A 21454-nucleotide genomic window follows, 5' to 3' on the forward strand; every position below is an offset into this window, starting at 1 on the left:
TGTATGGGAGAAAGTAGTTGATGATGTGAAATTTATTTCTCTGGCTTTTTTAGGGGCTCTCGTATTTTTATTTGTTCCCCATGTGACGTATGCAGAAGAAACTAAAACAATCGTAGTGGAATTTAAAAATGATAAATCTAAGACATTCTCTGCTAATACTGATCAGGACATAAATACTATTGAAGTGCCAGTAGAAAAAGCAGAAGAAAAGATGAAAGAATTAAAAAAAAATCCAGAAGTTGAGTACGCAGAATTTGAAGTATTTTATGAATTATTTGAATTTCCAAATGATCCACTATACGAACAACAAGAAGGCTATTTTCAAAACATCAATCTACCGGGAGTGTGGGATAGCTACACATCTTCAGATAAGTCAGTAGTGGCGGTGCTAGATAGTGGGATCAATCAAGATCATGAAGATCTCTCGTCAGCCATTATCAAGCCATACAATGTGATAGAAAAAAGTAATGAAGTTACTGACAACGTTGGACACGGGACACATGTAGCTGGTATCGCAGGAGCAATAACTGATAACAATGCAGGTGGGGCTTCGGTTGGTAGAAATGTAAATATCATCCCCGTTAAAGTCGGTGATTCCACTGGAATCAGCAGTGTAAATATTGCTAAAGGAATCAATTATGCTGCTGAAAATGGAGCAGATGTTATCAATTTAAGTCTTGGAGGAGACAATCCTTCTCTGGCTGTTGAAAATGCTGTGAAGGAAGCTGTAGAAAAAGACATAATCGTGGTTGCCGCTGCTGGAAATGACTCTTCAACGACAAAGCAATACCCAGCGGCTTTAAAAAACGTAATATCTGTAGGGGCAATAGAAGAATCGACTAAAACTTTGGCTTCTTTCTCTAATTACGGAGAATGGGTAGATGTTACAGCTCCTGGAGACAGTATACTGAGTACCTGTACAAAAGGAGACCGATGGCCGTTTAGTAGCTGCAAAAGTTCCTATCCATATGTGGAAGCTAACGGCACCAGCATGGCAGCACCTGTTGTATCTTCCTATGCTGCTTTATTGAAATCGTATAACCCTTCTTTAACTACTGAGCAGATCAGGTATCTTATTGAAGAACCTTCTACCAGTAATAACTCTGTCAAATTTGGCACTATCGATACGTCTTCTTCACTTAGTAAATATCAGACGGAATCGCGTTTATCCGGAAAAACTTCTGTAGATACTTCGATTGAAATATCAATGAAAGGGTGGCCAGAGGGCGTTCCCACAACTGAGGTCAATAGCGAGGGGCTAACAAGTATTTCAGGTAAAACTGCAATTCTTGCAAATAATTCTAATTTTGCAGATGGTTTAACTGCCAATACTTTAGCAGGTCAAATAGACGCACCGATATTATTGACTTTTGCTAATCGGATAAGTGAAAAAACAATTGCAGAACTAGAACGCCTCCAAGTGAATAATGTCGTTATAGCTGGTGGCACCTCCGCAATCTCCATGGAAATAGAGACAGTTTTAGCAGAAAATGATTTCAATACTATAAGGTTGTCAGGGCCTACCAGGTATTCTACGGCAGCCGAATTGAATTCTTACAGCGCAAAGATAAATGGAGAAGTCATTGTAGTTTCAGGGGAGAACTTCCCGGATGCTTTAGCAGTTTCTTCATATGCTAATCAAAAAGAGATTCCAATTGTCTTTGTTAAAAAAGATATGATTCCAGAGGCTACACAAGAATTTTTAAACAAGTACAATTTTTCTAAAGCTTATGTAATAGGTGGCACAGGAGTTATCAGCGATACCGTTAAGAATAAGCTGCCAAATGCTGAAAGAATATTTGGAAATACGAGGTATGAAACAGCACTGGAGGTAACAAAGAGGTTCAACGAAGATGCAGATTCTTATCTTCTGGCAACCGGTGAAAATTTTTCTGATGCCTTGGCTGGCGGGGCCTTAGCTGGAAGAGAAAACCATGGTTTGCTTTTATCACGGAGTAATTCCATACCAGACTCAGTAAGAGCATTTGTAACTAATAAACAATATGAAGCCAACCCTCCAGAGGAATTTTACACTCTAGGAGGAAAAGCAGCGATTACCAGTCCAACACTATGGCAAATGGATTCGCTCATTTACTCAAATTATTACATGAATAGATTGCTAAACTCAGATCTTAAAAAAAGGTAATAAAGAAAGAGGCGTAAAAATGCTTACCCAATTAAAATCGTTATGTGTTTTATCGGTCGCAGGGTTACTATTTGCTCTGAATACTACTGTAGCACAGGCATCTGGATTAGAAATGAAGCAAGAGTCTGAAACATTAGATGAAAAAAGTTCTGTTTCTTTAGAGGACGGCAGCAAGGTCGTGGTCAGTAATAATCAAGAAAGTACGAAGGTATCAGTTGAGGGAGAAACTATAATTAATAAAGAATTTCTGAAAACCTCTCAAGTGACTGAGCTTTCTGTAAACGAACAAACATTGCTTTTAACAGAATATCGTGTACCCGGGAGTGCTAATGAATTAATTTTCGAAATTTACAACATTTCTGAGGATAATAAAAAGCTTTATGAGTCCGACTCATTAAACCACGGATTGGTGGATGTAGTGAATGGAGAGATTATATACGGCGAGCCTGAATTCAGTGAGGAAGAAAATGAAGCGTCACCATCAATTGTTGATATGGTAGTATTGAACGGAAATGAAGAAGGTTTTGAAGAAAAAGAAGAAAAAGCAGTATCGAACGAGGCTTTCCAGGATAAAATTGGAAATGAAGAAGAAATAACCACATTTTCTTCGCAGAGCAATCCTTCCGCAGAAGAAATAAATAAATTATTGACTCAAAAAGCAGAAGAAAATAATATCCCTCCGGAAATATTAAAAGCTATCGCCTGGCAGGAAAGCTCCTGGCGCCAGTTTGAAGGAGGAGAGCCGTTAATTGGTTTTGACGGGATTGGAATTGGTATTATGCAGGTCTCTCCCGGATATACTGGTTTGCCAAACGAAAACGATCCGGCTTTTCAAGAAAAATTAAAGAATGATATCGAGTTTAACATTGAAGTAGGCATAGAAATTTTACTGAACAAATGGGATATGGGTCGTCTTCCTCAAGTAAATGACGGTTCGAAGGAAGTTATTGATAATTGGTATTTTGCTGTTATGGCTTATAACGGTATTTCAGACCGAAATGATCCTGCTAAAACAAATAGAGCCTATCAGGATATTATTTTCCAGCACATGAAAAGTTCCTTCGGGGAATTAAATGTGGAATCATTCCCTACAGATAAGCTTAAAATCACCTATCCTGATGAAAACAGACCTACATTAATGTCTTTCGACGAAAAGAAACAATATAACCTTGAGCATAAATTGACCCGTACAAAGCATAATTTTGAAAAAGAAGATATTATCTCCACAACAAGCGAAGCACCTGTATACGATGAAATTAACGGGGAAATTATAAGCGGCATAAGTAAAAGTGATGTAGCAGAAATTAAAAATACAATTCAGTATGATTCTGATCGCCTGCATCATTTTGGCTGGTACAATGTAGAGTTGCCAAGTGGAAAAAACGGATACGTGCGCTCAGGCGAAATTAACGATAATAGATTTGACGGTTCTACTCGTTATGAAACGGCTGTAGAAGTTTCTAGAGAAGGGTGGAATAGCGCAGACACGGTAGTTTTATCTACAGGAGTGGATTTTCCAGATGCTTTGGCAGGTACACCGCTAGCTCATCAGGAAGATGCCCCGATCCTATTAACTAAACAAGAGAGCTTACCTGAAGAAACTTTAAACGAAATTAAAAGGCTTTCCCCAAATGAAGTTATTATTTTAGGAGGAGAAGCAGCAGTATCAAGCAGCGTTGAAAACGAACTGAATAATCTTGGTGTACAATCGACAAGAATAGCAGGCAAGGATCGTTTCGAAACAGCACAAAAAATTTCACAAAAAATATCGAACCCAAGTAATGAATATGTAGTAGCTAATGGTTTTTCTTTTGCTGATGCTTTGGCAGCGGCACCGTATGCTGCTAATTCTGGAAAGCCCATTCTGCTCACGCGTGAGATAACTCTGCCACAGGCAACTAAAGATACGTTAAAAGGGGCAGATGAAACACTAGCCGTAGGTGGCACAGCAGTGATTTCTAAGCAGCTGTATTCAGAACTTCCTAACGCTGAACGTATAAGTGGTTCTACTCGTTATGGAACAGCATCTGAGATTGTAAAACAATTAGAATTTAATAAAGACAATGCTTATATGGTGAATGGAGAGAACTTTCCTGACGCGCTTACAGGCTCAGTACTAGCAGCAAAAAATCAAGCGCCTCTGCTCCTTACAAAATCGAATGGCCTGCCTTCAGAAACAATAGGTCTGAAATCCTCCTTTAAGACAAGTGGACTTTATGTAATAGGAGGAACAGCAGCAGTGGGATCCAACAGTGCATTAGAATTCAAAAAGTAAGCTTTAAAGTAACAGTCTTTGTTAATAATTATATTAGCAAAGACTGTTTTATTTTTGAGCTAACATGCCATAATGGAAGAACTATGAATCACAATCACAAAGTTGGAGGCGCTTATGAATATATTATTTATTACAAACATGTTTCCATCAAAAGACCATCCGCAGTTTGGAATATTTGTTGAAAATCAGGTGAAAGCATTAACAAAACAAGACCAGGAAATACTAGTCCTGGGGATTAATCAACCTTCTTCAAGCAGGGGGAAAGTAATAAAAAAATATTTTCAGTGGGGATATAGATGGGGCAAAACAGTATTAAACTCTTTGAAAACCAAAGTAGACATTGTGCATGCGCATTATACTTTTCCTTCCGGTATGCTGGCACTAATGTTTAAAAAATTAACTAAAACCCCTTACGTGGTTACGTGCCATGGAGGCGATATAAATAAAATGGCAGAAAAAAATGAGTACCTTAAACGTATTACCTTCATTATTTTGAAAAAAGCGGATCATGTGATTGTGGTGGGGCCAGAATTATTGGAAAAAGTTCAAAAAGAATATGAAGTGCCTTCCCATAAAATTAATCAAATTAGTATGGGTGTAAATAAAGCAATGTTTCATCCGGTTCCAAAAGTAGAAGCGCTACAGGCTACACAATTGAACTCAGAGGAAATAAATATTTTATTTGTTGGAAATTTAGTGGAAGAAAAAGGAATAGAAGATTTGCTGAAGGCCTGGAAAATTACAGTGGAAAAAGAAAAAAATATCAGACTGCATGTAGTGGGCAGCGCCAAGAATGAGGCTTACAAGGAGAAAATAACAGATTTAATCCAGAAAGAAAATATGGAAGCTACGGTCAGTTTTCACGGTGCTAAGCCTCAGTCTGAACTGAAAAATTGGTTTTCCTCTGTAGATATGCTTGTAGTGCCTTCAAGAAATGAAGGTTTTGGTTTAGTGGCTTTAGAGGCAATGGCCTGCGAGACACCTGTGGTAACTACGGATGCTGGAGGTCTTAAGTACATAGCTGCAAAAGGCAGAGGCTTAATGGCCAATGCTGGTGACCCCGAAAGCTTAAGTGAAAACATTTCTGCTATGTTAAATCTTAATGAAGAAGAAAAAGAGACAATGATCAAGAAAGCATTAATATTTGTTGAAGAAAATGAAGTGAATAATTTAAATAAAAATGTTTTAAATATATATGAAAAGGTCATAAATTATTATAATTAAATATAAGCATAAACTAACTATTTCTACTGCAGGTTTAATGGTATAATTTTATAGGTTAAGCTCAAAATCTTTATAAAGTTTCTTATGCAGGCAAATCGGGGAGGATTCCTAATGATTACAGCGATTGCTCTGGTTTCATGCTTTTTAACAGCGTTGATATTAACGCCCTTAGTTAAAAAGCTGGCTTTTATGATAGGAGCGACAGACAATCCTAACGACCGAAAAGTTCATACAGGTGAAATGGCACGCTTAGGCGGTTTGGCTATTTACGTTTCTTTTATATTAGGTCTTTTCATTTTGAAACCGGAAAATGAATATCTTCCTTTTATCTTTGCAGGCGGAACTTTAGTATTTTTAATAGGTGCTTTGGATGATATAAAAGAACAATCAGCTAAAATGAAATTAATTGCTCAGCTTGCAGCTGCCATTATAGTGATAGCTGGAGGAGTACAGTTAGAATTTATTAACCTGCCGTTCGGCGGAGTTTTAGAATTGGGATTTTTAAGCATCCCTATTACATTGCTTTGGATTATTGGTATTACCAATGCTATAAACTTAATTGATGGTCTGGATGGCTTATCAGCAGGGGTTTCAGCGATTGTCCTGGCCACTATTTCAGCTTTGAGCATTGTTCAGGGTGACATTTTCATCGTTGCTATGGCTATCGCTCTCTTGGGCGGAACTTTAGGGTTTTTGGTACACAACTTTCATCCGGCAAAGCTATTTATGGGGGATTCTGGAGCCCTGTTTCTTGGCTTCATGATTGCTGTAATTGCTTTGTTAGGTTTTAAAAACGTAACCGTTTTTTCGTTAATTGTTCCTCTACTCATCTTAGCCGTTCCTATTTCTGATACACTCTTTGCGATAATCAGACGGGCATTACAGAAGCAGTCTTTTTCAACGCCTGACAAATCGCACTTACATCATTGCCTGCTGCGCCTGGGATATACGCATAGACAGACAGTTCTAATTATATACTTGATCAGTGCTATCTGCAGTGTAGCTGCTGTTGTATTTACACTTTCAACGCTATGGGTTTCTATTGTAGCATTGTTAGTAATGATTATTGCTATTGAAATTTTAGCGGAAAGTGTCGGATTAGTCAGTAATTCTTACAGGCCGTTCCTAAGATTCTTAAAAAAAATTTCTGGAGGAACAAAAGAATAATATTAAAAACTACTGGTTCTTTAGTAATAAAGGCCAGTAGTTTTATGATTTTAATTGTGCTTATTATTTTGATTTGCTTTTGTAAGGAGAGAGAACAAACACAGCTTCAGGAGGCATTTTTCCAAATAGCAGGCTGGCTGCTTTTGGTGAGAGCTTATGAATAGTAAAGATGACTAAATAACAAAAAACAACTACAGTAATGTAGCGAAGCAGGATGTCTACATGAAAAAGATAATTGTTATGCATAGGGATAAATCTTGCTGCTTCTTTTAAAATGAATGGATGAATTAAATAAAAACCAAAGGAATACAGCGCTACCCTCTTTATGCATTCAGTGATTTTGGTAGAAGCAGTCTGAGCGGTTCGCTCTGCTAAACGAAAGAAAAATAAGCTGCCTATAAATAAGAAAACCATTGAAATTAGCTTGTAGGGGTCCCAGGAAAAATAGTAATTGTTCATCTCGTAGACCTGGTAATAGTAGACGGCAGCCAAACTCCCAAAGATTAACGTTATGGTGCCCCAAAACCAATTACTATTTGAATAAGCTTTCTTTCTTTGTTGTACATAATAAATGCCTAGCCATCCACCTAAGAGAAAAGTTGAAAGGCTATTGAAAAACAAACTGAATTCTACCAAGTCAAATTTTAAATTTAGAAAATAATATATGTATTCAATTATAAAACCAACGAGCCAAAGGTATTTGCGTAGCCATACGCTGGATTGGGCTGCATAAACAAATAAAGGAAGAAAAAGGTAAAACTGCACTATAAGAAATATAAAATGTAATTGATAATAGGAGGTGCCGGTAAGAATTCTTTGGGGAATTTCTGTTATAGCCAGGGCTCTATCGCCAGTAGCGACAGAATACATCTCGTAAAATAATGCCCAAATAAGATAAGGTATGATTATAAAAGTGACTCGTTTTTTATAATAATCCTTTAAAGTAGATTTATTTAATGTTTTGGGAAATAAATTATAGAAAAACACCAGCCCGGTAATCATAATAAAAATGCCTGCTTCAATGCGGGCAATACGGTTAATAAAATGGTATTTTTCATAGGCTCCACTTTCCAGGGGGAGAGTAGTAGAAAATGTGCCTGTCACGTGGACGAACACTACTAGAAGCATTGCTACAAACCGTAAATAATATATAGATTCGATCCTCATGTATAAGATACCTCATTTTTGTCATTGTCTGATCCTATTTAAGAATAGTATGAAAGGATTGTAAAGCGAATTGGAAGAAAATGCATCAAAACACATATGATAAAATAAATGATGACTTTGCTTTGGCAATACATCTAGATAGAGAGGGAGCGCTATTGACGAGAAAAATAGGTATTACAAGTCTCATTTTTATTACTGTAACACTTTTTTTGAAAATTTCCGGCTTGTTAAGGGACATGACCATAGCCTTCTATTTTGGTGATTCTTATTTAGCAGATGCATATTTAGCGGCTTTTATCATTCCTAACATGCTTTTTTTGTTTATGATTAATGGTATGAAAAACGCTTTGGTCCCGGGGTATATTGAGGCAAAGCATGTTAATCAGGGGAAAAATTACCTGAACCAGATTCTTAAAAGTATTGTATATATAGGCATTCTGTTTGGAGTTCTTGGAGCGTTATTATCGCCTGTTTTAATCAGGGTTTTATACCCCAGCTTTAATAATGAAGCTACGGATATCGCCGTCAATGTATCTATCATACTTTTTGCTGCTCTTATATTTGTAGGAATAAATTCTGTAATGGAAGCATACCTGGATGCTGAGAACTTGTTCTCTTTATCCGCTTTTTCACAAATGATTGTGATACTTTCCAGTATAGCAGGTGCCGTTTTGTTTGCTGGAGAGCTGAGTGTCTATTCGTTAGCACTTGGTTATCTTATTGGTTCTATTATCTCGCTTGTATTTAAAGTTCCTGTTTTATCCAGGCGGAATATGATAAATTTGGGCACTAAATTAAATCTCCCTGAGCTCTCTGCTTTCTACCGGATTTTTATCCCAGTTGCTATGACTGTGATGGTGGGTCAAATTAATTTGGCAGTAGACAATGTATTTGCCAGCTATTTCCAGGAGGGAGTAGTTACATATATTAATTATGCAAAAAATTTGGTTCACTTTCCTCAGCAAATCTTTGGTATTACGATTGCAACGATCATGTTCCCCATGCTGGCGAAAGCGATGGCTGCAAATGATGAACCCTCTTTTAAGCGGGGGATAGAAAACGGATTAAATGTAATGTACTTAGTGGTGATTCCTGCTATCGTTGGCATGTTTGTGTTAATGCCTAACATTATAAGTCTTGTTTATCAAAGAGGAGCCTTTAGTGAAGAAGCGGTTATAAACACTAGTGAGGTGGCCTATTATTATTTTGGCTCTGTCCTGTTTTTTAGTTTGAACAATGTATCTAACAAAGGACTTTATACTTTAAAAAAAGGTCACTACGTTTTAATTATCGGTTTAATTACTGTGGTTCTGAACGCTGTGTTTAATTATATATTTACCACCTGGATAGGTTATGTGGGGATTCCTTTAGCATCTTCTGCTGTTGGCTTGCTTTACGCACTTGCCTGTTATATCGTCTTTTCAAAAACGATTAATGGATTAGATCACAAGCACGTCCTGAAAGAATTCACCAAAATAACATTAAGCGTAGTAATAATGGGTGTCGCGACATTTTTACTCAAAACTCAAGTTCTTCACAATTTCAGCAATTTTTTTCTTATTATGATCATTGCGTTGGCAGGAGCGCTTATATATATAATATCCATCTGGCTTTTTAAAGTGAAGGCTCTTAAGGTTTTAATAACTAATTTTAGAAAGAAGGTATAAATATTGAAACAACAGCTGAAGTATCTTATAAAATACATGGAACCGGCGATTAATAATGTTACGCTGAAAGTATTAAACCACGAGTACCGGGCAAAACAGGTGCCTGTAAAACCTTTAAGCTCAAACAAAGTATTAGTGTTTGTCCCGCACGTTGATGACGAAACTATTGGTCTGGGGGGGACGATTAAAAAATATACTTCTCTCGGAGCAGAAGTAAAAGTAGTATTAGTGACAGATGGTTCAAAAAGCGTTTCTTCTCTTTCAGGAGAAGAATTATCGAGTCAGCGCAAGAGTGAAATGGAAAAAGTACAGTATATGCTGGGATTTGATTCGATAGAGTATTTAACTCTCCCCGACGGCAATGTAGAAATCAGTGAACGCAACATTCAAAACGTGCTTAACATCATTCAGGATTTTCAGCCGGATGTTATCTATACAAATGTATTAGTGGATGCCCATTTGGATCATGTAAATACTTCAATTTTGTTAGCCGAATCGTTAAAACATTTTAACGTGAAAGACTCGCTGAAAATATATATGTATGAGATAAATTGTCCGATTCCGGTCGCTTACATAAATACGTTAATCGACATTACAGAAGAATTGCCCTTAAAACAAGAAACAATCAATGTTTTCGCTTCCCAGGCTATCGATTTTGACGGCTTTATTAATTTAAATATAGTCAAAAGCAATTTAAGCGCAGAACGGTCAATGAAAGCAGGGGAAGTTTTTCTGGGCCAGGATGCAGGAGATTTTATAAACTTCGCTGAATATATAAAAAATAAACAGGAAAATTTCCCTGCTCTTTTTAAACAGGCAAACAAGACAGTGACTTTACTATGGGCTTATTTTCAAAACAAAAAAGCCAAAGAAAGAATTTATAAGGAAGGATTATCTTATGCCAGTATTCAAAGAAAATTAAGGGATAAGTAAAGTGCTTGAAAGAGAAAATGACTGCTTCCAAAGCCACTATTTTTCATGGGTGAGCTGTGCTAGGCTGTATAAGTTATAATAGAAGAATGAAACTTTTTAAAAAACCGACTAACGTTAATGTAGGGGGAGCTTTATGCTTATAAACAAGGAAAGACGTCCAATGGCAAATGTAATGCAATTAATATTATTAGCATATATATTAATACAGCCTATACTGGATTTACTGGTGTTTATAGGTTTGCCAATTTCGACTTTGGTGAGAGCTGCCGTCATTCCCGCAGGTATGCTTTATATATTGTTTTTCTTAAAGGGAAATCAAAAGAAGTATATCGTCGGTTATTTTGTGGTTTTACTACTCTATTTTGGAATGCATACAGGTTTAAACTATTATTTAAAAGATCCCTTTTCCATTACATTTGAGCTCCAGAATATTGTCAAAACAATTTATTTTCCTACAGTAATGTTTGTGTATTATACATTTTTCAAACAGTATTTTTCCAAAAAATCATTAAAGCAATGGCTCCCATTAGTATTCACAATTAATTTAACATTCATCAGCTTAATCGTTTTCCTGGCGGGTATCACAGATACTGGAAAACGAACATACGGATTTTTAGAAAAAGAAGGGCAGACAGGCTGGTTTTTTTCAGGAAATGAACTCAGTGCTATCATGACAATGATTCTTCCTTTTGTGGTCCTCTATTTATTAAGAAAAACTAATTTTGTCCAGCAGATTATAGTGTTTTTCATAGTAGTTTTATCAATGTGGGCGATGCTCACTGTCGGAACTAAAGTTACGTTAATTGGTGTAATAATATCGGCCGGATTAGGGTTTATTATTAGCATCGTGAGACTGCGTCATAAAGAATGGTTGAATTTTATATTAATGGCACTGCTTATTATAGGTTTAGTTGGATTTATTCCTTCTTCCCCCATCGGAAATAATTTAGGGCTGGCTATAGAAACAAATGAGCAGGAGAGCGCAGGTCAGGAAGAAGAGGAAGATAGTGGCGGCGGAGATAACGGTCAGATAGAATCAGAGGACGAGACTACCAAACAAAGATTTGAAGAGAGCTTAAGTAATATTCCTATGCACTCGGTTTTGTTTAGTGGTCGGGTAGATTTTATGGCGGAATCAATGCAGCAATATGTAAACGCTCCGACAGCCCAAAAAGCATTCGGTATGGGAAGAAGCGGCAATTATGTATCGGCAGACTCCGCAAAATCAATTGAAATGGACTTTTTTGACTGGTTTTTCAACTTTGGAATTCTAGGATTTGTTATTTTACTCCTGCCTTTTTTCTACATGATTTCTGCGTATGTTAAGAATATCGTAAAAGCAGGAAGAAGCGCCTTAAATGTTTATGCAGTTACTTCGCTTTTATGCGCTGGTATGGGTACTGGAGCAGCTTTTATAGCCGGCCATGTGCTGTCCTATCCTGGTTCTGGCTTGTATCTTGCGATAGTATACGCTGCGCTTGTTGGCTTTTCAAAAAAAGAAAACAGCGACTACTCCGATTTTAATTCAAAAAAAATTGACAGAAAGTGGTAATCATGAAAAAAATACTGCTTATTTCTTCTGTGGGAGGGCATCTGACGCAACTTCTGCAGCTTAAACCATTATTCGAAAAATATAACTACCATATTATTACTGAAAAAACAGAGGTTACGAAAAGCTTAAAAGCAAAATACCCAATTTCTTTTTTAACTTATGGAGCGAGGAACTACCCTTTAAGATATGTTTTTAAATTCTCCTACAATATATTAAAATCACTTTTGCTTTTTTTGAGGCACAGGCCAGATGTCGTAATTACTACGGGAACCCATACTGCGGTACCTATGTGTTATATAGCAAAATTGTTCCGAAAAAAGGTAGTCTATATCGAAAGCTTTGCCAAATCTCATTCTCCAAATATGGCTGGAAAAATGGTCTATCCAATCGCGGATTTGTTCATTGTCCAGTGGGAGTCTATGAAAGAATTTTATCCGAAGGCAGTCTATGGAGGTAGTATCTATTGATTTTCGTGACTCTTGGCACGCATGAACTACATTTTACAAGAGTGTTGAAAGAACTGGAAGCTTTGAAGAAAGAGGGAAAGATTCAGGAAGAGGTTATCGTGCAGAATGGAAACACGAGGTTTAGCAGCGATCATCTGCAATTGATTCCTTTTATGTCTATGGAAGAAATGGAAACTTATATTAAAAATAGCAGCTTTGTAATAAGTCACGCTGGAACCGGGTCGATAACAACGAGCTTAAAACTTGGAAAGAAAGTAATAATCGTGCCCCGGCTGCAAAAATTCAATGAACATAATGATGATCATCAGCTTGAATTATCGGAAACGTTTTCCCGAAACGGGTATGTGCTTCCCTGTTATGAAGAGGATAGACTTGAAAACGTTATTGAAGAATTGAAGAACTTTACTCCTCAAGTTTTTACGGCAGATAATACTAAGATGCTGAATATTTTGGAAAATTTTATTGAAGGAGAAAAACCGGATGCTGATTAGAAAATATGAAAAGGGTGATGAAACAGGGATCATAACTCTCTTTCATAAGGTTTTTAATAAAGAACTGCCTTTGAAAGTATGGCAATGGAAGTATAACGATGAAATAAATGCACGGGAGTCGAAGGTTTTTGTAGCTGTAGAAAACGACACCATAGTGGGGCACGTGGCGGTGCTGATATTTCCCGCAAGATATAATAATAAAAACATAAAAGTAGGTCTTCGTGTAGATACGATGGTAGATCCTGAATACCGTGGGCAGGGATTATATCAAAAGCTTACAAACATATTGCTGACGGAATTAAAAGAACATAGAAGAGATATTTCATTTTTGTATGGTTTACCAGCGGAAAAGGCAAAAAATGTGCTGTTAAAGACCACAGAAGCTGTGCATCTCGGAGACCTTACGAGAAAGGTTAAAGTGAATTTAATCAAGAAGAATAAATTTTCTTATCGTTCTCCAAATCAAGACGAAGTAATGGAAGAAATACGTTGGTTTGACGATAGGTTTGATCAGTTTAAGCAGGAGAAAGAAGATCCGGAAGCTGTCGCACTGATAAAAAATCATCACTTTCTCAACTGGCGTTATATTACTAATCCTTTAAATGAATATAAAATTTTTGCGATCAGCGAATTCGATCAAATAAAAGGATATGTAGTGTTAAAAATGGAAGTTAAAAAAATATTTAATAAAAGAGTGTCTGTGGGTTTTATTGTTGACTGGAGCGTATCAAAAAATGAAGATACCGCCACGTTTGAAAAACTTTTAAAAATTACAGATAGCTATTTAAAAAAAGCATTGTTTATTCAAATATGGGAACCTGTCAATCCTACAATAAACAATGCTTTGAAAAAACGTTTATATATAAATAAAAAGGAAAAAATAAACCCGCTGGTGGTTCACAGTAATAACGAAAACGCTGCTGAAATGAACTTTTCAGATTGGGGATTGAAAATGGGCGACGTTGATTCATTTTAAGTTTATAAAGCTTTGTGAAGACAAGAAATAATGATTAATTAAAGCTGTGAAGGGGAAAGGAGAGGTTGGACAAGATAACGAAAGGAGAGTCAATGTAATGGGATTTATACTATTTCTTATCGTCGGCGGCCTGATTGGCTGGCTTGCCGGTTTAATATTGGGCAAGGACATCCCGGGCGGCATTTTAGGTAACATTATCGCAGGTATTATCGGTGCCTGGATTGGCGGGGCCATCTTTGGTTCCTGGGGGCCGGTCATCGGCAGTATTGCGATTTTCCCGGCGTTAATCGGTGCGATTATTTTCGTCGTCATTCTAAGCTTTATTTTAAAAGCCATCCGCTAATAATAAACGAAGCCGTCCTTTTATCGGGGCGGCTTCGTTTTATGACAGGGCACGGTTTTTACTGATCTGCTGTAGAGCTGTATTAATGCCGAGAACCTCTGTCGCAATATGACCCATGCCGGGAAACGTTTCAAGGGTGGAACGCTCGATATGGTTGGCTAGATAGATCGCGTGCCGGAGGGGGATAATTTCGTCTTCCTCACCCGCCCAAATGTAAGCCGGGGTGTCGATGTTTTCCAAATGGTAGGCCCAGGGTGTCATCAGCGTCTGGAGATCGCGGAGGAAGCCTTCAGCAGAATGGGCGGATTCCTGGACCGCAAACCTCCATTTATCCAGAATAGACGGAGTCACGTACTGCCGTTCTTCCCTGGAAAGCTGTTCGGATTCCGTCTGGAAGATTTTATCCTCCATATTCGTCTGCTCCCATCGGCTGCGCAGAAGCTCCGGTGCTTCCTGGATCGTTTGCAGTGGCGCTTTTAAAGAGGTGTCGAGCAAGCGAAACAGTTCAGGATCCTCCGTGGGACCGAGCGAACCAACTAAATGGAGCTCGCTGACGCGCCCCTTCAGAAGACTGGTGCTGGTTGCTGCGTATGGACCTCCGCAGCCGACACCGATCAAGGAACAGCGCTGGATTTCAAAATGATTCATTACCTCGTCGATATCCTTGGAAAACTGCAGAAAAGTGCCATGAGGATCGGGAGTGGAGAGGCCGTAGCCCGGGCGGTCAACAGAAATAATACGAAGAGAGTTGGAAGCGGCAGCTTCTTCTCCAATTGCGGCTTCAAGCCGGGAGCTTCCGACTCCGTGTACATAAAGGACAGGTGTTCCGTCCGGGTCACCGAACATGGAAATACTAAGCATACGGCCATCGCGTAAAGAAAGCGCTAATTGTTTCAATCGTTCCCTCCTCCTCTTTCTGTGCGGGTATTCACTTGTAAAAGATGCGTAGGTATATTCTAGCATACAATATGAAAAACGGAAGAATTTCATTCAGAACAAAACGGCCCCCGTGATGGAGAGCCGTTTTTTTATCCATTTTATACCGTCCGGGTCCAGTTCAGCACATCTTCCTTGTCCCCGGTCTGAATGCCAGTGATCGTATCGTACAGCTGTTTGGCTAGAGGGCCTGTTTCTTCATTATTGATTTTATAGGTCTGGGCGTCCCAGCGCAGCTTGCCTACAGGAGAAATGACCGCTGCTGTGCCGGTGCCGAAAATTTCCTCAAGCGTGCCCGCTTCGTATGCCGTACGTATTTCTTCCATATCGATGCGGCGTTCCTCCACAGGAATCTCCCAGTAATGCAGCAGTTCAATGACAGAGTCACGGGTGATTCCTTCAAGAATACTTCCATTCAGCGCAGGAGTTACGACCTTTCCGCTGATTTTAAAGAAAATATTCATGCTGCCGACCTCTTCAATATAGCGCTGCTCTACGCCGTCCAGCCACAGCACCTGGTCGTACCCGGCGCTTCCGGCCTGCTCCTGGGCTTTTAGGCTGGCTGCATAGTTGCCGGCTGTCTTGGTGAATCCGACGCCGCCGCGGACACTGCGAACGAATTCGTTTTCCACGTAGATGCTGACCGGCTTCATGGCATCGCCGCCGCTTCCGTAGTAAGAGCCGACAGGCGTTAAAATAATCAGCAGCTTGTAGGAGGAGGATGGTTTTACACTGAGGCTTGCTTCTGTCGCAATCACAAACGGGCGGATATACAACGACTGGCCCTCTCCGCGTGGAATCCAGTCACGCTCAAGCGAAACAAGCTCCTTTAAAGAATCTATCAACAGCTGCTCGTCGATCTCCGGAATGCTCATCCGGCGGTTGGACTGGTTCAGCCGCTCGAAGTTTTTTTCCGGACGGAAAAGCATAATGTTGCCCCCGGAATAATACGCCTTCATCCCTTCAAAAACAGCCTGGCCGTAATGGAAGACAAGACTCGAAGGATCCATGGTAAGCGGCTGATAAGGTACGATTCTCGGATCAATCCATCCTTCTCCCTCAACGTAATCCACCACAAACATATGGTCGGTAAAGTTTTTTCCGAAAGCGAGCTGTGAAAAATCCGGCTTCGTTTTCGGAGATTTTGTACGTTCGATGGTCAATGACTCAGCCACAATAACATCACTCCTATGTATTTATCGTTCCATTTATTTCTCTACTGGTAACAGCATTTAAATTGTATCATACAAAGAAAAGTTCTATCCACTTGAAAGCCAACGACAAGCGCTGTCCGCCTTCCGGAAAATGGCTTTTTCATTTTGCAGGAAGGAGACAGCGACCCCGAGCCGGTGGTGGAGGAAGCTGGACAGCTAAAAAACTCGAGCCGGCAGTGGATAGAACTGGACAAGATAGAAAAGCTTTCTCCACCTGCACACCGGCGCAAGACGATTTAATCCAGCTGCTTTTCACCAGCGTATGCACGCAACTTGCGCAACGCAGATTTCCGCCATGATTTGACCGTAGAGGCCGCTACCCCGTGTTTTGCGGCGATATCACGTATAGGAAGGGAATATACGGAAAAATCAATGAGCCAGGTTCGTTCCCGTTCTGAAAGAAGAGGAAAGTATGCTTCAAGCTCAAAGCGGTCCTCCATTTCCGATGACTGCTCAAAGGGCCCGTGGTCATCAAACAGCTGATGCCGCTCGGAAAACCGGACTTCTTTCCGGAGCATCATCAGCATTTCCCCACGTACGAGGGTAAAAGCATACGCCGGGAAAGCACCCTTTTCCGGAGAAAAGGTAGAGTATGCCTTCCATAATCCTACGTATCCGGCCTGCATATATTCCTCCTGTTCCTGGTAAATACGGAGGCGTGTAATCATTCGTTTGACGAGCGGAGTATATTTTTCATATGCTTCTTCAAATGAAGCAGGAATCGTATCAGTCAATGGTCTCTCCTGCGAAGCCGCGCGCGGTTCTTATTTATTCCATGGTAGATTCAGCATATATAAAAGCTGGAAATATTGCCGGAGTGCTATGTATGGATACATCCTGCGCTATGCGTTGTATTATAGAAAAGAACAAAGCTGCCAGAGTATAGAAAACACACAGCCAGCATATGAAAAAATAAAGCAGATCGGTTGAAAGCATAGAAAGAAAGCGTACAATTGAAATAAGAATGATTACGATCAGGCAGGTGAACAGAAATGCCAAACGAAGATAATGTAGACTGGATCCAGCAGCAGATTCAGGAACGATCGCTTGATATTATGACAGACATGCTGAAGGGACTCGCTGACGGCAAGCGGATGCAGATCGCCCAGGCGCTTGCCCTGACACCGGAATTGAGTGTACATAGTATTGCCGAAGTCATCGACTCCTCCATTGCTACGGCGTCCCACCATCTCCGGTATATGCATAAGCTGGGACTGACGAAGTTCCGGAAGGAAGGAAGAACGGTGTATTATTCTCTTGATGACGAACATGTCAGGCAGGTGGTGGAGCTCGTTGTCAGCCATCAGGCAGAAATTAAAGAACGGCAGGGAAAAGAGACGTAACGGCGTCTCTTTTTTTATTTGCAGTAAACAAATGTTTCCCAATAATACAATTGCAAAAATCAGCTAAATTCATGAAAGCGGAAACAATATTTTGAAACCAACGATATTTTACAAACGTTTAGTTGACGAACGAATGAAATAAAGCTATTATGTTTACAAAGGTCATAATAAAGAACAAATGTAAAAGGAGGCGTTATTGTGACGCAGGCAGATTGGGTTTGGGAAGAGCCGAAGGAAAAGCTGGTCAATTGGCTCGAGCAGATGTGGACCGTTCGCTGGTTCGATGAAAAAGTAGATGAATTTTTCGCCAAAGGCATGATTCACGGTACGACCCACTTATGTGTAGGGCAGGAAGCTTCGGCTGTAGGTGTATGTGCGATGCTTGAAGATAAAGACAAAATCACGAGCACGCACCGGGGCCACGGGCACTGCATCGCCAAAGGAGCAGATCCGGACCGGATGATGGCAGAACTGTTTGGCCGGGAAACCGGCTATTGTAAAGGCAAAGGCGGGTCCATGCATATTGCGGATGTTGAAAAAGGCAACCTGGGTGCCAACGGTATCGTCGGAGGAGGCATACCTTTAGCTGTAGGATCAGCACTTACTTCAAAGATGCGCCAGGAAGGTTATATTACCGTCTGTTTCTTCGGGGATGGGGCGGCAAATGAAGGCAGCTTTCACGAAGCAGTGAACCTGGCTGCTATTTGGGATCTTCCAGTCATTTTTGTCTGCGAAAACAACCAGTACGGTATGTCCGGCCCGGTCAAGGATATGGTGAAAATCGAAAATATTGCCGATCGTGCTTCCAGCTACGGTATTCCGGGCCATGTCGTTGACGGCAACAACCTCCCTGAGGTTATGACGGTTATGAAAGAAGCCGTGGAGTATACAAGAAACGGAAGCGGCCCGGTTCTCATAGAAGCAAAAACATACCGGTGGAAGGGCCACTCCAAAAGCGATGCGAAGAAATACCGGACAAGAGAAGAAGAAAAAGAATGGAAGGATAAAGACCCGATCCGTTTTTTCCAGGAGGCCTTGATTGAGCGCGGTATCATCACCTCGGAGGAAGCCGAAACAGTGAAGAAAGAAACGAAAGCCCAAATTGAACGATCGGTGGAATTTGCGGAACAGAGTCCCGAACCTTCTGCGGATACACTGCTTGAGGATGTCTATGCTTAATATAGAAAGGAGTGCCTGACGATGCAGTCGAGCGCAGTAAATTCTTCAGATAACAAGGAAACCACACGGAGCATTACCTTTGCCGAAGCCGTACGTGAAGCACTGTCACAGGAAATGCGGGAGGACCAGGACGTTTTTATTCTCGGAGAGGATATCGGAGTATACGGCGGAGCCTTCGGTGTTACCCGCGGAATGATTGAAGAGTTCGGACCGGAGCGGATACGCAACACCCCTATTTCCGAGGCGGCTATTACCGGTGCTGCGATCGGATCGGCTCTTACTGGCATGAAGCCGGTCGTCGAGTTGCAGTTTTCGGATTTTATTACGATTGCGATGGACCAGTTGGCCAACCAGGCAGCGAAGCTCCGGTATATGTACGGCGGCAAGGGAAACGTGCCGATGGTGCTGAGGACGCCTTCAGGCTCCGGAACCGGGGCGGCGGCCCAGCATTCACAGAGCCTGGAAGCTTGGGTAGCTCATGTTCCTGGCCTAAAGGTAGTACAGCCCTCTACGGCGTCAGACGCCAAAGGGCTGTTAAAGGCCGCTATTGCCGACCCGAACCCAGTTATTTTTTACGAGCACAAACTGTTGTACAAAACCGAAGAGCACGTTCCGGAGGAAGCGTATACGATTCCTTTGGGAGAGGCAGACGTGAAGCGTGCGGGTAAGGACGTAACGATCGTTGCAACTGCTGTGATGGTGCATAAAGCGCTCGAGGCAGCGGAGAAGCTGGCTGAGGAAGGCATCGATGTGGAAGTGATTGACCCGCGGACCCTCGTACCGCTCGATGAGAAAACAATCGTGGACTCCGTTAAAAAAACTGGAAAAGTAATCGTTGTGCATGAAGCCGTTAAAAGAGGCGGCTACGGCGGCGAAATAGCGAGCATGATTGCAGAAAGCGAAGCTTTTGATTATTTGGATGCTCCGGTCCGCCGGCTCGGGGCGCTGCCAATCCCTGTGCCGTATAATCCGGCGCTTGAAAAAGCAATGGTCCCGCAGGTGGACGATATTATGCAGGCGGCGCGTGACAGCGTCCACCGCCGGTAAAGGAGGGCAGTATTCATGGCAAAGGAAGTATTTATGCCCAAATTAAGCAGTACAATGGAAACCGGAACGCTTCTGCAGTGGTTTAAACAGGAGGGAGACCCAGTGGAGGTCGGCGAGCCGCTGCTCGAGGTAATGACCGATAAAATAAATATTGAAGTGGAAGCATACGAAGAAGGTATCCTGCTGAAGCGCTACTACGACGAAGACGAAGAGGTGCCGGTGAACGGTATTGTTGGCTACATCGGTGAAGAGGGCGAGCAGGTGCCCGAGGAAAAACCGGGATCTGAAAGCAAATCAGAACCTGAAAGCGTCCCGGAGGTGCCGGCTGCCGAAGCGGCAGAGCAATCAGTGGAAGCTGAACAAACAGAAGGCGTGCGTGCTACTCCGGCAGCACGGAGGCTGTCGCGTGAACAGGGAGTAGAGCTTTCCTTAATACAGGGAAGCGGAGCGAGAGGACGCATTCACGCTTCGGATGTTCACGCTGCTGCAGAGGGCGAGCACGTGCGCAGTACGCCTCTTGCTAAAAAAGAAGCAGAGGCAAATAACGTGGATCTGTCTGCCGTAAAAGGAAGCGGCAGCTACGGCAAAATCACACGGGCTGATATCGCCGCGCCACCGGTGGAAGAGGATCTTCACTCTGAGCCGCTTCAGGGCATCCGGAAAGTGGTTGCAGAGCGTATGCAGCAAAGTGCAAGCGAAGTGCCGCACGTAACGCTTAACACTGAAATTGATATGGAAGCTGCTATAGAGCTGAGGGAGCAGCTGCTCCCAGTTATAGAAAAACTGACCGGCCAACGGCTGTCCGTGACGGAGCTGTTGATATTTGTGGGCAGCCGGGCGCTCCAAAAGCATCCGGATGTGCATGCCTCTATGACAGACAACCGGATCACAAAGCAGTCGTCTGTGCATATGGGAGTCGCTGTAGCCACAGACCGGGGGCTGCTGGTCCCGGTGATCCGCCATACAGAAACAAAAGGACTCGCGGAATTAGTCGCTGAAACCAAACAGACAGCTGCCGCGGCCCGGAACGGAACCCTTCCCGGCAAAGAGCTTTCGGGCAGTACGTTCACGATCAGTAATTTAGGAATGTATGCAGTTGACCATTTTACCCCGATCATTAACCAGCCGGAAGCGGCTATTCTTGGGGTTGGTCGTATACAGGAGAAGCCGGTAGTAATAAACGGAGAAATCACGGTGCGCCGGATGATGGCCGTAAGTCTATCCTTTGATCACCGTATTATTGATGGGGCTCCGGCTGCTGCATTTTTAACAGACTTCAAACAAATGCTCGAACAGCCGTACCAGCTGTTTGTCTAGAAGGAGGTGG

Annotated in this window: 19 protein-coding genes; 15 read left to right on the forward strand and 4 right to left on the reverse strand. The window is 41.4% G+C overall.

The features are described from left to right. Positions 1–25 precede the first annotated feature (25 nt). The 4 genes from ACTRXF_RS04500 to ACTRXF_RS04515 all read left to right on the forward strand — a co-directional run bounded on the left by ACTRXF_RS04500 (position 26) and on the right by ACTRXF_RS04515 (position 6812). Complete coding sequence (locus ACTRXF_RS04500) at positions 26–2146, forward strand: S8 family serine peptidase (RefSeq protein WP_474278015.1); 2121 nt, start codon at positions 26–28, stop codon at positions 2144–2146. 19 nt (positions 2147–2165) lie between these two features. Then, positions 2166–4421 (forward strand): cell wall-binding repeat-containing protein, encoded by a 2256-nt coding sequence (locus ACTRXF_RS04505; protein ID WP_474278017.1) that lies wholly within the window; start codon positions 2166–2168, stop codon positions 4419–4421. 114 nt (positions 4422–4535) lie between these two features. After that, positions 4536–5645 carry a glycosyltransferase family 4 protein gene (locus ACTRXF_RS04510; RefSeq protein WP_474262338.1) on the forward strand — a complete coding sequence of 370 codons (1110 nt, stop codon included), beginning with the start codon at positions 4536–4538 and terminating at the stop codon, positions 5643–5645. Positions 5646–5759: 114 nt separating this feature from the next. Then, on the forward strand, positions 5760–6812 hold the full coding sequence (locus ACTRXF_RS04515; RefSeq protein ID WP_474262425.1) for a glycosyltransferase family 4 protein: 1053 nt from the start codon (positions 5760–5762) through the stop codon (positions 6810–6812). 63 nt (positions 6813–6875) lie between these two features. On the opposite strand, the gene ACTRXF_RS04520 is transcribed toward ACTRXF_RS04515, so the two are convergent. After that, on the reverse strand, positions 6876–7979 hold the full coding sequence (locus ACTRXF_RS04520) for an acyltransferase (protein ID WP_474262337.1): 1104 nt from the start codon (positions 7977–7979) through the stop codon (positions 6876–6878). 80 nt (positions 7980–8059) lie between these two features. Here ACTRXF_RS04520 and murJ point away from each other — a divergent pair, with 80 nt between their 5' ends. The 7 genes from murJ (at position 8060) to ACTRXF_RS04555 (ending at position 14408) form a co-directional block, all read left to right on the forward strand. Further along, entirely contained in the window at positions 8060–9646 is a 1587-nt protein-coding gene (murJ, locus tag ACTRXF_RS04525) for a murein biosynthesis integral membrane protein MurJ (RefSeq protein ID WP_474262336.1), read from the forward strand. 3 nt (positions 9647–9649) lie between these two features. After that, on the forward strand, positions 9650–10579 hold the full coding sequence (locus ACTRXF_RS04530) for a PIG-L deacetylase family protein (RefSeq protein ID WP_474278019.1): 930 nt from the start codon (positions 9650–9652) through the stop codon (positions 10577–10579). A gap of 133 nt (positions 10580–10712) precedes the next feature. Next, positions 10713–12131, forward strand: coding sequence for an O-antigen ligase family protein (locus ACTRXF_RS04535; protein ID WP_474262334.1), 1419 nt, complete (start codon positions 10713–10715; stop codon positions 12129–12131). A 2-nt stretch (positions 12132–12133) separates the two neighbouring features. Continuing rightward, on the forward strand, positions 12134–12598 hold the full coding sequence (gene pssD, locus ACTRXF_RS04540; protein ID WP_474262333.1) for a PssD/Cps14F family polysaccharide biosynthesis glycosyltransferase: 465 nt from the start codon (positions 12134–12136) through the stop codon (positions 12596–12598). 5 nt (positions 12599–12603) lie between these two features. Then, entirely contained in the window at positions 12604–13089 is a 486-nt protein-coding gene (gene pssE / locus ACTRXF_RS04545) for a PssE/Cps14G family polysaccharide biosynthesis glycosyltransferase (RefSeq protein WP_474262424.1), read from the forward strand. Further along, entirely contained in the window at positions 13079–14065 is a 987-nt protein-coding gene (locus ACTRXF_RS04550; RefSeq protein ID WP_474278021.1) for a GNAT family N-acetyltransferase, read from the forward strand. The genes pssE and ACTRXF_RS04550 overlap by 11 nt, the downstream gene beginning before the upstream one ends. 97 nt (positions 14066–14162) lie before the next feature. Further along, on the forward strand, positions 14163–14408 hold the full coding sequence (locus ACTRXF_RS04555; RefSeq protein ID WP_022793506.1) for a GlsB/YeaQ/YmgE family stress response membrane protein: 246 nt from the start codon (positions 14163–14165) through the stop codon (positions 14406–14408). Positions 14409–14447: 39 nt separating this feature from the next. Here ACTRXF_RS04555 and ACTRXF_RS04560 read toward each other — a convergent pair whose 3' ends face one another. The 3 genes from ACTRXF_RS04560 to ACTRXF_RS04570 all read right to left on the reverse strand — a co-directional run bounded on the left by ACTRXF_RS04560 (position 14448) and on the right by ACTRXF_RS04570 (position 17292). After that, complete coding sequence (locus ACTRXF_RS04560) at positions 14448–15305, reverse strand: alpha/beta fold hydrolase (protein WP_474262331.1); 858 nt, start codon at positions 15303–15305, stop codon at positions 14448–14450. 140 nt (positions 15306–15445) lie between these two features. After that, the gene (locus tag ACTRXF_RS04565; RefSeq protein WP_474278119.1) at positions 15446–16522 is read right to left on the reverse strand and encodes a branched-chain amino acid aminotransferase; all 1077 of its coding nucleotides are present in this window, start codon (positions 16520–16522) and stop codon (positions 15446–15448) included. A 272-nt stretch (positions 16523–16794) separates the two neighbouring features. Then, complete coding sequence (locus ACTRXF_RS04570; RefSeq protein ID WP_474262330.1) at positions 16795–17292, reverse strand: sigma-70 family RNA polymerase sigma factor; 498 nt, start codon at positions 17290–17292, stop codon at positions 16795–16797. Between the two features lie 258 nt (positions 17293–17550). On the opposite strand from ACTRXF_RS04570, the gene ACTRXF_RS04575 reads away from it, so the two are divergent. The 4 genes from ACTRXF_RS04575 (at position 17551) to ACTRXF_RS04590 (ending at position 21444) form a co-directional block, all read left to right on the forward strand. Next, complete coding sequence (locus tag ACTRXF_RS04575; protein WP_474262328.1) at positions 17551–17901, forward strand: ArsR/SmtB family transcription factor; 351 nt, start codon at positions 17551–17553, stop codon at positions 17899–17901. A 261-nt stretch (positions 17902–18162) separates the two neighbouring features. Then, the gene (locus tag ACTRXF_RS04580; RefSeq protein ID WP_474262422.1) at positions 18163–19080 is read left to right on the forward strand and encodes a thiamine pyrophosphate-dependent dehydrogenase E1 component subunit alpha; all 918 of its coding nucleotides are present in this window, start codon (positions 18163–18165) and stop codon (positions 19078–19080) included. Between the two features lie 21 nt (positions 19081–19101). After that, positions 19102–20127 (forward strand): alpha-ketoacid dehydrogenase subunit beta, encoded by a 1026-nt coding sequence (locus ACTRXF_RS04585; protein ID WP_474262327.1) that lies wholly within the window; start codon positions 19102–19104, stop codon positions 20125–20127. Between the two features lie 15 nt (positions 20128–20142). Continuing rightward, positions 20143–21444: a dihydrolipoamide acetyltransferase family protein gene (locus ACTRXF_RS04590; protein WP_474278023.1), complete on the forward strand. Its 1302-nt coding sequence runs from the start codon at positions 20143–20145 to the stop codon at positions 21442–21444. Positions 21445–21454 lie beyond the last annotated feature (10 nt).

The organism is Marinococcus sp. LNHM3E3-2.2, assembly GCF_056034385.1.

Excerpts from the sequence above, each read along its gene's own strand:
- ACTRXF_RS04505 (WP_474278017.1), top strand. The coding sequence starts at position 2,166 with ATGCTTACCCAATTAAAATCGTTATGTGTTTTATCGGTCGCAGGGTTA.
- ACTRXF_RS04510 (WP_474262338.1), top strand. The coding sequence starts at position 4,536 with ATGAATATATTATTTATTACAAACATGTTTCCATCAAAAGACCATCCG.
- ACTRXF_RS04520 (WP_474262337.1), bottom strand. The coding sequence starts at position 7,979 with ATGAGGATCGAATCTATATATTATTTACGGTTTGTAGCAATGCTTCTA.
- murJ (WP_474262336.1), top strand. The coding sequence starts at position 8,060 with ATGCATCAAAACACATATGATAAAATAAATGATGACTTTGCTTTGGCA.
- ACTRXF_RS04535 (WP_474262334.1), top strand. The coding sequence starts at position 10,713 with ATGCTTATAAACAAGGAAAGACGTCCAATGGCAAATGTAATGCAATTA.
- pssD (WP_474262333.1), top strand. The coding sequence starts at position 12,134 with ATGAAAAAAATACTGCTTATTTCTTCTGTGGGAGGGCATCTGACGCAA.
- ACTRXF_RS04550 (WP_474278021.1), top strand. The coding sequence starts at position 13,079 with ATGCTGATTAGAAAATATGAAAAGGGTGATGAAACAGGGATCATAACT.
- ACTRXF_RS04555 (WP_022793506.1), top strand. The coding sequence starts at position 14,163 with ATGGGATTTATACTATTTCTTATCGTCGGCGGCCTGATTGGCTGGCTT.
- ACTRXF_RS04575 (WP_474262328.1), top strand. The coding sequence starts at position 17,551 with ATGCCAAACGAAGATAATGTAGACTGGATCCAGCAGCAGATTCAGGAA.
- ACTRXF_RS04580 (WP_474262422.1), top strand. The coding sequence starts at position 18,163 with ATGTGGACCGTTCGCTGGTTCGATGAAAAAGTAGATGAATTTTTCGCC.
- ACTRXF_RS04585 (WP_474262327.1), top strand. The coding sequence starts at position 19,102 with ATGCAGTCGAGCGCAGTAAATTCTTCAGATAACAAGGAAACCACACGG.
- ACTRXF_RS04590 (WP_474278023.1), top strand. The coding sequence starts at position 20,143 with ATGGCAAAGGAAGTATTTATGCCCAAATTAAGCAGTACAATGGAAACC.